Raw genomic sequence first — 15,696 nt, 5'->3', positions numbered from 1 at the left:
TGTTGGAAGGCTAAAATGATAGTGATTGCAAATCCAACAAGTCCCGATGGAAGGTTTGATACGACATGGCTGGCGATGAAATACGCAGGAATATGGCGCTGTTTCCGATCGGGATCGTCATGAAGCTGACGGATCTGACGGCACGCCAAATCCGCTATTACGAACAGCATGAATTGATCCAACCCGCTCGGACCGCGGGCAACCAACGGCTTTTCTCCTTCAACGACGTGGAGAGATTGTTGGAAATCAAAGCGCTTATCGAGAAGGGCGTCAACATTGCCGGAATCAAGCAGGTAATGAACCCCGTGGGCAACGGTTCGGACGAACCGACCGTGATCAACGAACAATCCGAAGTGAAACGACGCGAAATGAGCGATTCCCAGCTTCACCGCATGCTGAAGCAACAATTGATGTCCGGCAAGCGGCCGGGGCAGGTCTCGCTCATTCAAGGGGAACTCTCCCGGTTTTTCAAAACCAAGTAAAAACGGCTTCGGAGGCCGCTTCTCGCGAAGAGTGCCGTTTTTATCGAGATCGGGCAGTGATGAACTGTTCATCTTGTGAATCCTGATCGATCAAATAGGCCGATTGGTCGTAAATCGAGGAGGCAGTCATGAACTTCACACGCGAAGACATTTTGCGCAACGCGAAAGAACAGAACGTCCGTTTCATCCGTCTCCAGTTCACCGATCTTCTCGGTACCATCAAGAACGTCGAAATTCCGCTGAGCCAGCTGGAGAAGGCGCTCGACAACAAAATGATGTTCGACGGCTCTTCCATCGAAGGTTACGTGCGGATCGAAGAATCCGACATGTACCTGTATCCGGACCTCAGCACTTGGGTCGTATTCCCTTGGGTAACGGAAGACCGAATCGCCCGTTTGATTTGCGACGTCTACATGCCTGACGGTACGCCATTCGCCGGCGATCCCCGCGGCATCCTGAAGCGCGTGCTCCAGGAAGCGGAAGAGATGGGCTTCACCGCGATGAACGTAGGGCCGGAACCGGAATTTTTCCTCTTTCAAACGGACGACAAAGGCAACCCGACCACCGAATTGAACGACCAGGGCGGCTATTTCGACCTGGCGCCGACGGACCTCGGAGAGAACTGCCGCCGCGACATCGTACTGACGCTTGAAGAAATGGGCTTCGAAATCGAAGCGTCCCACCACGAAGTCGCGCCCGGCCAGCACGAGATCGACTTCAAATACGCGCCGGCCATCAAAGCTGCCGACCAAATCCAGACGTTCAAGCTCGTCGTCAAGACGATCGCCCGCCAACACGGCCTGCATGCCACATTCATGCCGAAGCCGCTGTTCGGGGTGAACGGATCGGGCATGCACTGCCACCAGTCGTTGTTCCGCGGTAACGAGAACGCGTTCTACGACGCGAACGATAAGCTGGGCTTAAGCAATGTCGCCCGGTATTACATGGCGGGCATTCTGGCCCATGCGCGCGGATTCGCGGCGATCACGAATCCGACAGTCAACTCCTACAAACGCCTCGTGCCGGGTTACGAAGCGCCGTCCTACGTCGCCTGGTCCGCTAGCAACCGCAGCCCGATGATCCGGATCCCGGCATCGCGCGGTCTCAGCACCCGCATTGAAGCGCGGAACCCGGACCCGTCCGCAAATCCGTATCTGGCGCTGGCCGTCATGCTCAAAGCCGGTCTCGACGGCATCAAGAACAAGCTGCCGCTCCCGGCTCCGGTCGATCGCAACATCTACGTGATGAGCGAAGACGAGCTGGCCGATACCGGCATTTCGAGCCTTCCGTCCAACCTGATCGAAGCGCTCAAGGAGATGCTGCGCGACGATGTCGTTTGCGAAGCGCTCGGCGATCACGCGCTCAGCCACTTCTACGAGCTGAAGGAAATCGAGTGGGACATGTATCGGACGCAAGTCCACCAGTGGGAACGCGACCAGTACATGACGAATTATTAGAGTGGAAAATCCCTTGACGTTTCGATGTCAAGGGATTTTTGCCATTTGGCGGGGCGGTTCGAGGGGAGAGGAGTGGAGCGGCGCTAATCCCCTCCCTGTTCGGCGAATCCGCCGAAATAATGCCGCAGCGGCACGAATCCGCACGCTTTCGGATGAAACCGCCGGAATAGGCGTCAGGTGCCGCCGATTGGCCGTTCCACGGAAGAAGTAACGACGAGTCTGCCCAAAGAAAAGGGTGCACAAAAAACTCCCGTCGGCGATGCCGAACGGGAGTTCGCATTGATGAAAGGGACCAGCCGCACAAATTAGACGAACGAGCGGATCAACCCGATGACCTTGCCGAGAATGCTGACGTGCTTCAAGCGGAGCGGCTCCAAGGCCGAATTCTCCGGCTGCAGCCGGATATGATCGCGTTCCTTGTAGAACGTTTTGACGGTCGCTTCGTTCTCTTCCGTCATGGCGACGACGATGTCGCCGTTGTTGGCCGTCTGCTGCTGACGGACGATCACGTAGTCGCCGTCGTGGATGCCCGCCTCGATCATGCTTTCACCCATGACGGAGAGCATGAACACCGGTTGATCCCCGACCATGCTCACGGGAAGCGGGTAATACTCTTCGATGTTCTCGGTCGCGGTGATCGGTACGCCCGCGGTGACTTTGCCGACCAGCGGGACTTGACGGACGGAGGAGGTAAAGCCGAAGGAAGAACCGTCGTCGTCCAAAATCTCGATGGCGCGAGGCTTGGTCGGGTCCCGGCGGATCAAGCCTTTCTTCTCCAGTCGGTCGAGGTGACCGTGAACGGTGGAGCTGGAGGCCAGTCCGACGGCTTCTCCGATTTCCCGGACGGAAGGGGGATACCCTTTCTCGCGTACTTCGTTCTTAATGAATTCCAGGATCGCGTTCTGGCGATTGGACATCTTGGACACGTGTGCCCCTCCTATGACAAGTACATGATGACAAATTATAACACAGAACCCGAGTTCGCACAAACACTCGTTCTTCCGAACAGACGTTCCAAAAAGTTGTTGACTCAAACGTGTGTTCGTGTTACGATTTTACCAGAACAAACGTTTGGGGTGGACAGGATGGTACAAGCTTGGGCATTGGGTTCGCATACCTCTTCCGATAAGGCAACAATTCGCGGGAGAGCGAAGGTTTCGATACATGCTTCTTCACGCCACGCATCCGATTCTCGCTATGCGAACGGTACTGGTCAAGTATCCGATTCTCGCTATGCGAACGGTACTGGTCAAGTATCCGGTTCTCGCTATGCGAACAATACTCGTCAAGCATCCGGTTCAGGCGTTGCAGCCGGCATAGGGTGGTTGCTGGCTAGGCTCATGTTTTTCATGCTTGCGTTCGTCCTGCTTTTCGGCGGTCTTACCCTTGTAAGAACGTTCGCTTCGGAAGAACACGTACAACAACCCACGGGAACGGAAACCGTAATCTATGCCGATGCCGGAGATACCTTATGGACGTTGGCGTCCTCTTTGAAGAAGGAATCGATGGACACCCGCCAAGCGGTCTATTTGCTGATGGAACGCAACGATCTTCGAGATTCAGCCCTGCAGAACGGTCAGATGCTGATCGTGCCGAATGAAATTCTCCCCTAAGGGGTTCCGATATCGGGCGGATTCGGGATTGAGTTCCCGAATCGGCCTTTTTTTGCATTCTCTTTACCTTGACAGAGCGGGGAGACCAATGTCAAAGTAGAAGGGATGCTTGAAAGGAGGGTTCCCATGGATAAATTGATCGCCAGGATCAACGAATTGTCGCGGAAGCACAAGTCGGTCGGGTTAAACGAAGAGGAGCTCGCCGAACGCGCGCAGCTGCGCCAGCAGTACCTGCAAATTTTCAAGAAAAATTTCCGCCAGCAGCTCGACAGCATCGAATGGACAGACGAGAAACCGACGCTGCGCCATTGATGGATAAATGCCCGTGAAACAGACAGCCCGGCTCCCGGAAGGGAATGGCCGCGAACAGGAGGAACGTCATGTCCCGCTCGTGGGAACGCATGGTTCAACGCAACGCCAAGAAAGTCGACAAGAGGCGCAAGAAGGATGGCAGGCCTTCCCTTTCCGCGCAAGCGGCGCACGCCGACAAGTTTTTGGGACGCAACTATATTTTTCCCATTTTACTGATTTTGTTAATGGCATTTTACGTGATCATGTTCGCGCCTTGGGCAACCGACATCAAAGAGGACACGACGATGTTCTGGGTCACGCTCGGCTGTTACGCGCTGCTCGCGCTGTTCTATTTCATGCGCCGACCGTATTTGACCGTCACGAAGGACACGCTCGAAACGCGCAAATTTTCGGGCTATAAAACGCTTCGTCCTTCGGAAATCCGAAAAATCGCGCTGTCGCCGGGGTATGTGGTCATCGAGACCGTAAAGGGATCGAACTGGGTGTTCTCGAAATTCATCAATCGTTTTCCGGTCGGGCGGATGGGGGACAGACTGAAGGAGTTTGCCGCCGTCCACCGCGTGGAGTTGGAAGTCAAGGAAAAGTGAGGAGCCATGGGCATGTCGGTCAAAGCCGTTCTGTTTGATTTGGATGATACGCTGCTTTGGGATGAGAGAAGCGTCAAAGAAACGTTTGAAGCCGTTTGCGCGGAAGCGGCGAAAGAAGTACCGTCCATTCGGCCCGAGCAATTGGAGGAGGCCGTTCGGCGCGAAGCCCGCGCTCTTTATCAGTCTTACGAGACCTTTCCGTTTACGCAAATGATCGGCATCAATCCGTTCGAGGGGTTGTGGGCGCATTTTACGGGCGGACACCAGGAGGAGTTCCGCAAGCTGGAGAAGCTCGCTCCGGGATACCGGACGGAATCGTGGACGAGGGGATTAAGCTCGCTCGGCGTGGACAACCCCGAGCTGGGGCACCGGCTGGGCGAAATGTTCGCTTCCGAGCGGAGGAAGCGCCCGTTCGTATACGAGGAGACGTTCCGCGTGCTGGACAAGCTGAAGGGGAAGTACAAGCTCCTGCTCCTGACGAACGGCGCGCCCGACCTGCAGCAGGAGAAGCTCGACGGCGTGCCGGAGCTGGCACCTTATTTCGATCATATCGTCATTTCCGGAAGCTTCGGGGAAGGCAAGCCGGCTCCGTCGATTTTCCGGCACGCGATGGTCTTGCTCGGCATCGAACCCCACGAAGGCATCATGGTGGGGGACAAGCTGACGACGGACATCCTCGGATCGAATCGGGCGGGCATGAAGAACCTATGGCTGAATCGCCATGGCGCAACCCGGGACGACACCATCGTGCCGACGTACGAGGCGGCGGATCTCGAAGCGTTGTTCCGCATTCTTGAATCCTAAATACGAATAAAGCGGGCGGAAAAGGCAAGATCATCCTCGAACGACCCGCTTGCAGAACAACAAAACAGGAGCAGTCCCGTCGGACTGCTCCTATCATTCATTTAAGGCCGTTAAATGTTTATGCTTTGACAAACGACGGATCGTCGTACGGCGTCGCGATCCAGCCGTCTTTCTCGATGAAGAGGCGGACGGCGACGATTTGGCGGTTGTCCATCAACGTGAAGAAATGCGGTTTGTTCTCCGGCACGGAGATCACGTCGCCAGCGGTCAGTTCCACGTCGAAGTAGCCGACGTCGTCCTGGCCTTTGATGATGAAAATGCCGCGTCCCGCCGTAATCGCGCGGATTTCGTCTTCCGTATGCGTGTGCACGGCTTCGAATTTTTTGAGCAGTTCCTCAAGGTTCGGGGTGGATTCCGACAACGTGATGATGTCCCAAATCTGGTAGCCGCGGCGCGCCGCGAGATCCCGGATTTCGGGGTCGAAAGTCGAGAGGATTTCCGCTTTCTCCTCGTCGGTCAGGACGAACTTCTCCCGAAGCCGCTCGGGAAGCTTGTTCATGTCCCAATGTTCGTACAGCACTTCTTGGCTTTCCAGAAATGCCTTCACTTGCTCTTCGCCCGAGATTCGTTCATCCGTGTTGCGAATGCGGACTTCTGCCATCGCGATCCCTGCTTTCTTCCTGATATCGGCCAAATAGCCGTTTCGGTAACGATTCGTATTATGATTATAATGGAAATGAGCGAGGTTGTCGATATAATCCCTACGCTTTCACTTGGAATTGTGCTCGTTTCATTCTTTTCAACCATTTTCGATTCTGATACACTAATACGAAGTCAACAGAGTAAGGCTCGCACGGCTCGGACACGGAAAGGAAGATCGCGGACATGCGCAAACCCGCATTGCAGGAACAGCTGCTCCATAGAATTCTGATTTTGGACGGTGCCATGGGCACCATGATCCAACAAGCGGATCTGACGGCCGAGGATTTCGGCGGAGATGCCCTCGAAGGCTGCAACGAAATGCTCGTGCTGACCCGTCCGGATGTCATCGCGGGCATTCATGAGGCTTATTTGGCCGCGGGTGCCGATATCATCGAAACGAATACGTTCGGCGCGACCGGCGTCGTGCTGGCCGAATACGACATTCCGGAAAAAGCGAGAGAGATCAATTTGGAGGCGGCCCGACTGGCGAGGGAAGCCTGCGATAAATATTCGACTCCGGACAAGCCGCGATATGCGGCGGGAGCGCTCGGACCGACGACCAAGACGTTATCGGTTACGGGAGGCGTTACGTTCGACGAACTGATCGAGAGTTATCACGAACAGACGGTTGCCCTCATCGAAGGCGGGGTCGACTGCATCCTGATCGAGACGAGCCAGGACACGCTGAACGTCAAGGCGGCCAGCATCGCGGTCCGCAAGGCATTCGCGGAAACGGGCGTCGAGCTTCCGATCATGATCAGCGGCACGATCGAACCGATGGGCACGACGCTTGCCGGCCAGAACATCGAGTCGTTTTATATTTCGCTCGAGCATCTGAATCCGGTTTCCGTCGGCCTGAACTGCGCGACGGGCCCGGAATTCATGCGGGACCATATCCGGACGCTGTCCGGCATCGCGAAATCGGCCGTGAGCTGTTATCCGAACGCCGGACTTCCGGACGAGAACGGGCATTACCACGAATCGCCGGAGTCGCTGGCGCGCAAGCTGAGGGGATTCGCCGAGCAGGGCTGGATCAACGTGGCCGGAGGCTGCTGCGGCACGACTCCCGCGCATATCGCCGCCATGGCCGAAGCGATGAAGGACGTCGCGCCTCGTCCGATCGCAGGGGAGCATCCGCCGGCCGTTTCCGGGATCGAGACGGTTTATATCGAGGATGCGAACCGTCCTTACATGGTGGGAGAACGTACGAACGTGCTCGGCTCGCGGAAATTCAAGCGGCTCATCGCCGAAGGCAAGTACGAGGAAGCGTCCGAAATCGCCCGTGCCCAGGTGAAGAACGGCGCGCACGTCATCGACGTGTGCGTGCAGGATCCGGACCGGGACGAAACCGCGGACATGAAGGCGTTCCTCGCGTTCGTGACCAAGAAGGTCAAGGTGCCCCTCATGATCGATACGACGGACCCTTCCGTCATCGACCTGTCTCTGAAGTACATCCAGGGCAAATCGATCATCAACTCGATCAACCTGGAGGACGGGGAAGAGAAGTTCGAACGGGTCGTGCCGATCCTGCACAAGTACGGCGCGGCCGTCGTCGTCGGCACGATCGACGAGCGGGGCCAGGCCATCTCCCGCGAAGACAAGCTGCAGGTGGCGATCCGGTCGCATGACCTGCTGGTGAACAAATACGGCCTCAAGCCGGAAGACATCATTTTCGACCCGCTCGTCTTCCCGGTCGGAACGGGCGATGAGCAGTACATCGGGTCCGCGAAGGAAACGGTGGAGGGCATCCGCCTGATCAAGCAAGCACTTCCGCAGTGCCAGACGATCCTCGGGATCAGCAACATATCGTTCGGTTTGCCCGAAGCGGGCCGCGAAGTGCTCAACTCCGTCTTCCTGTACGAATGCACGAAGGCGGGCTTGGATTACGCGATCGTCAACACCGAGAAGCTGGAGCGTTACGCATCGATTCCGGAGGAAGAACGCCGGCTCTCCGAAGAGCTGCTCTACGACACGAACGACGAAACGCTGGCCGCTTTCGTCGCCGCGTTCCGGGAGAAGAAGGTTGAGAAGAAGGCGAAAGCCGTCAATCTGCCGCTGGAAGAACGGTTGGCCGGTTACGTCGTCGAAGGCAGCAAGGAGGGCCTCGTGCCGGATCTGGATGAAGCGCTCGGCAAATATGCGCCTCTCGAGATCATTAACGGTCCCTTGATGGCCGGCATGGAGGAAGTCGGCCGGCTGTTCAACAACAACGAACTGATCGTCGCCGAAGTGCTGCAAAGCGCGGAAGTGATGAAAGCGGCCGTCGCTCATCTGGAGCCGCACATGGAGAAGGCGGAATCGGCGCTCAAAGGCTCCATCATGCTGGCGACCGTCAAAGGAGACGTTCATGACATCGGCAAAAACCTGGTCGAGATCATCCTCTCCAACAACGGTTATCGGATCATCAATCTGGGCATCAAGGTACCGCCGGAGCAGCTGATCGAAGCGTACCGGGCCGAGAAGCCGGATGCGATCGGGTTGTCGGGCTTGCTCGTCAAATCGGCGCAGCAGATGGTGGTGACGGCCCAGGATTTGCGCGCCGCCGGCATCGACGCCCCGATTCTCGTCGGAGGCGCCGCGCTGACCCGCAAATTCACGAAAACGAGAATTTCGCCCGAATACGACGGCATCGTCCTGTACGCGAAGGATGCGATGGACGGCCTCGACCTGGCAAACAAGCTGCAGGATCCCGAGCATCGCGCAAGACTGGAGGAGGAGCATCGCGCCGCGCTCGCCCTGTTGACGGAGGAAGCCGAACAGCCGGCGGTACTGCCCGCGCTCACGCGGGCCAGGCGCTCCAAGATTTCGCAGGACGCGCCGGTATTTACGCCGCCGGATTACGAGCGTCACGTGCTGAGGGATTATCCGCTCGCCCACGTCTTGCCGTACGTGAACATGCAGATGCTCATGGGCCATCATCTGGGCCTGAAGGGGAACGTGGAAGAGCTTCTCGCGGCGGGGGACGATCGCACGGTCCAATTGAAGGAAACGATCGACGGGATCATCCGGGAGGCCGAGCGGAACGGCTGGCTAAAGCCGCAGGCGATGTACCGCTTCTTCCCGGCGCAATCGGACGGCAACGATATCCTGGTTTACGATCCCGGGGACACGGGCAAGGTGTTGCAACGCTTCTCGTTCCCCCGACAGCAGGTGGAGCCGTTCCTGTGCCTGTCCGATTTCCTCAAGTCCGTGGACAGCGGGGTCATGGACACGGTTGGCTTCCTCGTCGTTACGGCTGGACAGGGAGCGCGCGAGCAAGCGGAGAGCTGGAAGCTGAGCGGGGATTACCTGCGTTCCCACGCTTTGCTGGCCACGGCGCTGGAAACGGCGGAAGGGCTCGCGGAACGCGTCCATCAGATCATGCGGGACAATTGGGGCTTCCCCGATCCGGCCGATATGACGATGAAGCAGCGGTTCGGAGCGCGGTATCAGGGGATCCGGGTGTCCTTCGGCTATCCGGCCTGCCCGGACCTGGAGATGCAAGGTCCTTTGTTCGAGCTGATGCATCCGGAGGATATCGGAGTCGAGCTGACGGAAGGCTTCATGATGGACCCGGAAGCTTCCGTGTCCGCGATGGTGTTCGCGCATCCGGAAGCGCAGTACTTCAACGTCGACAAAGCGTAGCCGGCAAGTATTAGCGGCGGTCGCCGTCCTCCGGATGGTGAAAGGGATGCGCTCCGGGAGGAGGCATCCCTTTCTTGATCAATCAGAATTAATAAACATCTGTTATGCCTTTCTGATTGATCTCGCTCTGATTGATCTCGCTAAAACGTCTCATCCGTCCGAAAAAAAGGACGGCGCCGTTTTACTTGGTTCTTCATTCGCCGGCGCGGGCTTCGTCTTTGATTTCGCTGCGGAAGCCTTGGATGCTCTGGCGGCGGTTCTCGTTTTTGCCGGAGAGGGCTTCGGCTTCCTGAGGCGCGATCTCATCGGCATGCTCGTCCAAATAATCCTCGGACTCCTCGAGGTTGTCGATCGTGTTCCCGATCATTTCCTGAAGCTTCTCGACGTTGTCCGAACGGTCGTCCGGCTTGGCCATTTTCCATCTCTCCTTAGGGTTCTATGGGATTCATTGCCGACCCGAGGATAGGATGGCAAAGCCGGCAAATCTTTATTCGACGGGGATAAACTTTTCCCGGGAAAGCGCAGGAACAGACACGAATTGTCACCCAGAAGGGATTTCGGGCGAATCCGGGTGCAGACAGGTCGATAAATTGCGCCGCGGTGCCAAAAAACGGGAGCGTTCGCGCATTGCTGGGCGAACATATATTCTGTACAATCAAGATAACGAGACAACAGCAAGGGAGGCGGCGCAAGTGAACCGTTTGACGGGCAAAACCGAGTCGATGGAAGAGTGGCTTGCGTTTTTGCGTACCCGGCAGGACATCATGGAGAACGTGACGTACTGGCATACGCAGCCGGCCCGTCCGTCCCGGACCGTTCCGTTGCCGGACGAAATCCATCCCAAGCTCAAGGAAGCCCTGGCCGCCAAAGGGATCGGCGAGCTTTACACGCACCAAGCGGCCGCATTCCGCAGCGTTGCCGCCGGGAGGAACGTCGTCACCGTTACTCCGACGGCTTCCGGCAAAACGCTGTGCTACAACCTGCCGGTGCTCCAGACGCTGCTCCATGACGATAGCGCCCGCGCGCTGTATTTGTTCCCGACGAAAGCGCTGGCCCAGGACCAGGTCGCGGAGCTCCAAGAGCTCGCCAATTGGATGGAAGCGGACATCAAGACGCATACATACGACGGGGACACGCCGCCGACCGTCCGCCAGGCGATCCGGAACGCCGGCCATATCGTGGTGACGAACCCGGACATGCTGCATTCCGCCATCCTGCCGCATCATACGAAATGGGTCAAACTGTTCGAAAATATCCGGTTTATCGTGATCGACGAGCTGCATGCGTATCGAGGGGTTTTCGGGAGCCATGTCGCGAACGTCATCCGCAGGCTGAAACGGATTTGCAAGTTTTACGGAAGCAGCCCGCAATTCCTGTGCGCGTCCGCGACGATCCGCAACCCCCGCGAGCATGCCGAACGCCTCGTCGGGGGTCCCGTGGACTTGAACGACGATAACGGCGCGCCGGCCGGGGAGAAGCATCTCGTGTTCTACAATCCTCCCGTCGTGAACAAGCAGCTGGGCATTCGCCGCAGCAGCGTGCTGGAGTCGCAGAAGCTGGCCGGGTCTCTGCTCAAGGACGGCATCCAGACGATCGTGTTTGCCCGCAGCCGCGTCCGGGTGGAAATCCTTCTGACGTATTTGCAGGAGCTGGTCAAGCGGGAGCTCGGTCCGAAATCGATCCGCGGCTACCGGGGCGGCTATTTGCCCAAGCTGAGGCGGGAGATCGAGCGGGGGCTCCGCAACGGCGAAATCCGCGGGGTCGTCAGCACGAACGCGCTCGAGCTCGGCATCGACATCGGCCAGCTGCAAGCGTGCGTCCTGAACGGCTACCCCGGGTCGATCGCCAGCACGTGGCAGCAGTCGGGACGGGCGGGACGGCGGCACGGGAGCTCCGTGACATTCCTCGTCGCGAGCTCGAATCCGCTCGATCAGTATTTGATCCAGAACCCGGACTACTTCCTCGGGAGGCCGCCGGAGGAAGCGCGGATCCATCCGGACAACCTGCTCATTCTGCTCGACCATGTCAAATGCGCGGCTTACGAGCTGCCGTTCGAGGAAGGCGATACGTTCGGAGAAGAAAAGCTGTCGGACCTGCTCGAGTTTCTCGCCGAAGAGAAGGTGCTGCACCGGGTCGGCACGCGCTGGTACTGGATGGAGCAAGGGTTCCCCGCCCATAACATCTCGCTTCGGTCGGCCGCCCAGGAGAACTTCGTCATCATCGACGTGACCGAAGGGCACCGCGTCATCGGCGAGGTCGACCGGTTCGGCGCCCCCACGCTCATCCACGAGGAAGCGATTTACTTGCACGAAGGGGTACAATACCAGGTGGAGAAGCTGGACTACCCCGAGAAGAAGGCTTACGTCCGCGAAGTGAACGTCGACTATTTCACGGATGCCAACCTCGCTACGGAACTGAAGGTGCTGCACGTCGACCGGGAACAGCTGGAGGGACCGCTGCTCCGCCAATACGGCGAGGTGATGGTGACGGCCAAACCGACCATTTTCAAAAAAATCCGCCTGAGGACGCACGAGAACATCGGTTCGGGACCCATCCACTTGCCTGAAGAGGAGCTGCACACGAGCGGATACTGGTTCTCGTTCTCGGAGGAGGAGACGGCCAAACGGTCGGCGAACGACATGCAGATGGCGCTGCTCGGCTTGGCCAACGTGCTCGTGCATCTGGCTCCGCTGCATCTGATGTGCGATCCGCAGGACATCCGCGTCGTTCCGCAGGTGAAGGCTGTCCACAACAAGAAGCCGACGATCTATTTCTATGACCGTTATCCCGGCGGCATCGGGCTCAGCCAGCGGCTGTACGAGCTGCACGACGAGATTCTGAAGGAGGCGGGGCACCTGATCCGGGGCTGCGGCTGCCTGAGCGGCTGTCCCGCCTGCGTCGGGCCGATCGAGGAAGTCGGGCTGCTCGGCAAGGATTTGGCGTTGTCGCTCTTGGAAGGGATCGGGGTTCGGTCATGAGCGGCCTCAAGGAAAGGCTGGAGCGGCTGCGAGCGGCGGCGAAGGCGGCCGAGAGCGCCGGAGGGGCGGATCCGGCCGAAAGGGAAGAGCATGGCGGATCGGACGCGGTTCCGCCTGCGCCGCCGGGGAATACGGGACTCCACGAGGCGTTCCGCAAGCTCGGGGTCGAGGAAATGACGAATGATGCCGGCACGTTCCTGTTGCGGCGAATCGTCTATCCGTTCCCGTACCGTCACGGCAGGTACGGCTTGGAGGAATTGATCGCTTGCGCGCCCCGGCTGCACCCTGTCGCTTGCCGGCAGAACGGCAAGACAAGAAGCACAAGCCGAGGGAGCCGCGATTCGGAGACGGCGGATGCACCGATTCCGACTTTCCGGGGACTGCTGTTCCTCGATACGGAAACGACGGGACTCGGCGTGGGCGCGGGGAACGTGCCGTTCATGATCGGCATCGGAAGCTGCACCGAGGCAGCGTTCGTCGTCGAGCAGGGGCTCATCCGGGACCCCGGGGAAGAGCGGGCGATGCTGACGTGGCTGACCGGCAAGTTCGACGGGGTGACGCATTTGGCCACTTACAACGGGCGTTCATTCGATTGGCCGGTGCTTGTGGGCCGGTTTATCCTGAACGGCTGGCGGCGCAGCGGACCCGAGCCCGGCCATTTGGATTTCCTTCATCCTTCGCGGGCGCTATGGAAAAACACGCTCCCGTCATGCCGGCTCGGCATCGTGGAGGAGGAGAGGCTCGGCATCGCGCGCGGACCCGACGTTTCCGGCGCGCTGGCGCCGGAGCTCTACATGCGGTATTTGCGGGACGGCAATCCGGAGCATCTGGAAGGCGTGTATGTCCATAATGAGAAGGACGTGCTGACGCTGGCGGCGCTGGCGATCCATTTCGGCCATCTGCTCGGAGGAGGACTCGGATCCGCCGCTCCCGATCCGGCGGACGCGGAGGAGCGGTTCCGCACCGGCGCTTGGCTGGAGCGGCACGGGCAACCGGAGGAGGCGCGGCGGCTGTACGATTCGCTGGCAGAAGAAGCACCGGCAGCCTCCGGAAGCGAGACCGGCTTCCGCCTCGCGCTTGCGGCGAAGTACAAACGTCTCGGCAAATGGGAAAGGGCGGTTCCCCTCTGGAAACGGGCCGCGGAGCTGGCGGAGAAGGCGAGGCTGCCAAGAACGGACGCCCATCTTGAGCTCGCGATTTATTACGAGCACCGGGCCAAGGACTACGGCGCCGCGTTGGGCTACGCGGAAGCGGCGCTGGAGCTGGTCCGCCGCCGTTTGTCGCTGCTCCGGACCCCGTCCCAGTTCCGGGAGCTGAAAGCGAGCTTGGAGAAGCGAATCGAGCGGCTGAACCGTAAGCTGTACCGGGAGTCCTTCGACCTGAACGCCGGGAGAGGAAGGCCCGATTTGACCGAACAACAAGCAGGAGGATTACCGCATGAGTATGCATGAACGGGGGAAGGGCGTCTGCGCGATGAAGAAGCCGCTGCCCGCGCCCCGGGCGATCCTGTTCGACCTGGACGGAACGCTGTACCGGGGAGGAGAGCGCGTGCCGGGCGCGGACCGTCTGATTACTCGGCTCGCGGATGCCGGGATTCCTTGCTGGTTCGTGACCAACAATTCCTCCAGGACGCCCGGAGAAGTGGCGGAGCATCTCGTTCGTCTCGGCATTCCCGCCGCGCCTCGCCAGGTGGTCACTTCCGCGTTGGCTGCGGCGGACTACGCGAAGCGGCATCATCCCGGCAGCCGCGCCTTCGCGATCGGGGAAGCCGGGCTGAGGGAGGCGTTAGCCGAAGCCGGCATCCGCATACTGAGCGAAGGGGATAACGGGCCGGCGGACCTCGTCGTGCAGGGAATCGACCGCGAATTCCACTATGGGAAGCTGGCGGCCGCCGTCCGCCATTTGCTGGACGGTGCCGCGTACATCCTGACCAACCCCGACCTCCTGCTGCCGACGGACGGGGGTTTGCGGCCGGGAGCCGGCAGTCTGGGTGCAGCGCTGCGGGCCGCGTCCGGCATAGAACCCGTCGTCATCGGCAAGCCGTCCTCGATTCTGATGGATTACGCGCTGGAGCGGGCCGGGGTTCGCCCGGAGGAAGCCTGGGTCGTCGGCGACAATCCCGCTACGGATATCGCGGCTGCCGTCCGGGTCGGTTGCCCCTCCGTTCTGACCTTGACCGGCCTGTGCTCGGCCGGGGATTGGGAGGCGCGGTGCCGGTCGGCCGGCGTCTTCCCGGACGCGGTATGCGCCGGATTGGACGAATTGGAATTCATGCTGCCGTAATCGCAGCCAAGACATACGAAGGGAAGAGCGTCATGCCGGAATGGCCGGAAATGGAAACGTACCGCAAGCTGCTGAACGAGCGGCTGTGCGGCCAAATCATCACCCGGGTCGCGGTGAACCGCGCCAAGTCGGTTAACGAGCCGGAAGACACGTTCCGAGCCGCGCTGACAGGCCGCCGAATCCTGTTCGTGGAGCGGAAGGGCAAGCAGCTGATCCTCCACCTCGACGACGGCAATCGCCTGCTGCTCCATCTTATGCTCGGCGGTTGGCTTGCTTACGGCGCCGAGGGGCCGAAAGAGGACGGCGAGTTTCAAGTCATTCTCGGATTCGCTGGCGGGGAGAACCTGTATTTCGGCGGACTGAGGCTCGGCTACTTGCATCGTTTGAGCGCCAAACAAGTGCTGGAGCAGCTCAAAGAGTTGGGTCCGGATCCGTTCGACCCCCGGCTGACGCCGGAAACGTTCTACGGCCGGTTGTCGGCGAGACGGGGCAAACTGAAGCCGGCCTTGACGGACCAGAAGCTCGTGTCCGGCATCGGCAATTGCTACAGCGACGAGATTTGTTTCGAATCGGGAATTCATCCGGAAACCCCCGTTCCTTCTTTGGATCGGGAAGCCTCGGACCGGCTGTTCGCTTCGATGAGGAGGGTGCTGGAGGAGGCCGCCGAATACGGAGGCTACATGGACCGCCCGCTTACGCCGGACGACAAGCTGACGGGCGGATTCGACCCACGCTGCCGTGTCTATGACCGCGAAGGAGAGCCTTGCGTCCGCTGCGGGACGAAGGTCGTGAAAGGGGAAATTTCCGGACGCAAAGCCTTCTACTGTCCCCATTGCCAAAGGTCGGGATAACGC

General features: G+C 59.4%; 14 protein-coding genes. 11 read left to right on the top strand and 3 right to left on the bottom strand.

Annotated elements, in window-relative coordinates; translation table 11 throughout:
• Positions 1-65: 65 nt before the first annotated feature.
• Together GE107_RS19330 and glnA are read left to right on the top strand one after the other, a co-directional pair.
• Entirely contained in the window at positions 66-482 is a 417-nt protein-coding gene (locus GE107_RS19330) for a MerR family transcriptional regulator (RefSeq protein ID WP_219641634.1), read from the top strand.
• Between the two features lie 128 nt (positions 483-610).
• A complete protein-coding gene (gene glnA, locus GE107_RS19325; RefSeq protein ID WP_219641633.1) occupies positions 611-1,939 on the top strand; it encodes a type I glutamate--ammonia ligase in 1,329 nt (442 codons plus the stop codon).
• A gap of 305 nt (positions 1,940-2,244) precedes the next feature.
• Here glnA and lexA read toward each other — a convergent pair whose 3' ends face one another.
• On the bottom strand, positions 2,245-2,865 hold the full coding sequence (lexA, locus tag GE107_RS19320) for a transcriptional repressor LexA (RefSeq protein WP_219641632.1): 621 nt from the start codon (positions 2,863-2,865) through the stop codon (positions 2,245-2,247).
• A gap of 159 nt (positions 2,866-3,024) precedes the next feature.
• Here lexA and GE107_RS19315 point away from each other — a divergent pair, with 159 nt between their 5' ends.
• The 4 genes from GE107_RS19315 to GE107_RS19300 all read left to right on the top strand — a co-directional run bounded on the left by GE107_RS19315 (position 3,025) and on the right by GE107_RS19300 (position 5,255).
• On the top strand, positions 3,025-3,552 hold the full coding sequence (locus tag GE107_RS19315) for a LysM peptidoglycan-binding domain-containing protein (RefSeq protein ID WP_219641631.1): 528 nt from the start codon (positions 3,025-3,027) through the stop codon (positions 3,550-3,552).
• Positions 3,553-3,678: 126 nt separating this feature from the next.
• The gene (locus tag GE107_RS19310) at positions 3,679-3,864 is read left to right on the top strand and encodes a DUF896 domain-containing protein (protein WP_219641630.1); all 186 of its coding nucleotides are present in this window, start codon (positions 3,679-3,681) and stop codon (positions 3,862-3,864) included.
• Positions 3,865-3,932: 68 nt separating this feature from the next.
• Positions 3,933-4,451, top strand: coding sequence for a hypothetical protein (locus GE107_RS19305; protein WP_219641629.1), 519 nt, complete (start codon positions 3,933-3,935; stop codon positions 4,449-4,451).
• A 12-nt stretch (positions 4,452-4,463) separates the two neighbouring features.
• The gene (locus tag GE107_RS19300) at positions 4,464-5,255 is read left to right on the top strand and encodes an HAD family hydrolase (RefSeq protein WP_219641628.1); all 792 of its coding nucleotides are present in this window, start codon (positions 4,464-4,466) and stop codon (positions 5,253-5,255) included.
• A gap of 118 nt (positions 5,256-5,373) precedes the next feature.
• On the opposite strand, the gene GE107_RS19295 is transcribed toward GE107_RS19300, so the two are convergent.
• Positions 5,374-5,916: a 1,2-dihydroxy-3-keto-5-methylthiopentene dioxygenase gene (locus GE107_RS19295; RefSeq protein WP_219641627.1), complete on the bottom strand. Its 543-nt coding sequence runs from the start codon at positions 5,914-5,916 to the stop codon at positions 5,374-5,376.
• 224 nt (positions 5,917-6,140) lie between these two features.
• Here GE107_RS19295 and metH point away from each other — a divergent pair, with 224 nt between their 5' ends.
• Entirely contained in the window at positions 6,141-9,581 is a 3,441-nt protein-coding gene (metH, locus tag GE107_RS19290) for a methionine synthase (protein ID WP_219641626.1), read from the top strand.
• Between the two features lie 193 nt (positions 9,582-9,774).
• Here metH and tlp read toward each other — a convergent pair whose 3' ends face one another.
• Positions 9,775-9,996 carry a small acid-soluble spore protein Tlp gene (gene tlp / locus GE107_RS19285; protein ID WP_219641625.1) on the bottom strand — a complete coding sequence of 74 codons (222 nt, stop codon included), beginning with the start codon at positions 9,994-9,996 and terminating at the stop codon, positions 9,775-9,777.
• Between the two features lie 277 nt (positions 9,997-10,273).
• On the opposite strand from tlp, the gene GE107_RS19280 reads away from it, so the two are divergent.
• The 4 genes from GE107_RS19280 to GE107_RS19265 are packed head-to-tail and all read left to right on the top strand — an operon-like array spanning position 10,274 to position 15,693.
• A complete protein-coding gene (locus GE107_RS19280; protein WP_370636460.1) occupies positions 10,274-12,559 on the top strand; it encodes a DEAD/DEAH box helicase in 2,286 nt (761 codons plus the stop codon).
• Positions 12,556-14,010, top strand: a complete 1,455-nt coding sequence (locus GE107_RS19275; RefSeq protein ID WP_219641624.1) for a ribonuclease H-like domain-containing protein — start codon at positions 12,556-12,558, stop codon at positions 14,008-14,010. Before GE107_RS19280 ends, GE107_RS19275 begins: the two co-directional genes overlap by 4 nt.
• Entirely contained in the window at positions 13,997-14,842 is an 846-nt protein-coding gene (locus tag GE107_RS19270; RefSeq protein WP_255570646.1) for an HAD-IIA family hydrolase, read from the top strand. Before GE107_RS19275 ends, GE107_RS19270 begins: the two co-directional genes overlap by 14 nt.
• A gap of 32 nt (positions 14,843-14,874) precedes the next feature.
• Entirely contained in the window at positions 14,875-15,693 is an 819-nt protein-coding gene (locus GE107_RS19265; protein ID WP_219641623.1) for an Fpg/Nei family DNA glycosylase, read from the top strand.
• Positions 15,694-15,696: the final 3 nt, after the last annotated feature.

This window comes from Cohnella sp. CFH 77786, assembly GCF_019400745.1.
Classification (GTDB): domain Bacteria; phylum Bacillota; class Bacilli; order Paenibacillales; family Paenibacillaceae; genus Cohnella.
Note: the sequence above shows the minus strand (reverse complement) of the source record. Positions and strands in the feature narration are given on the sequence as shown.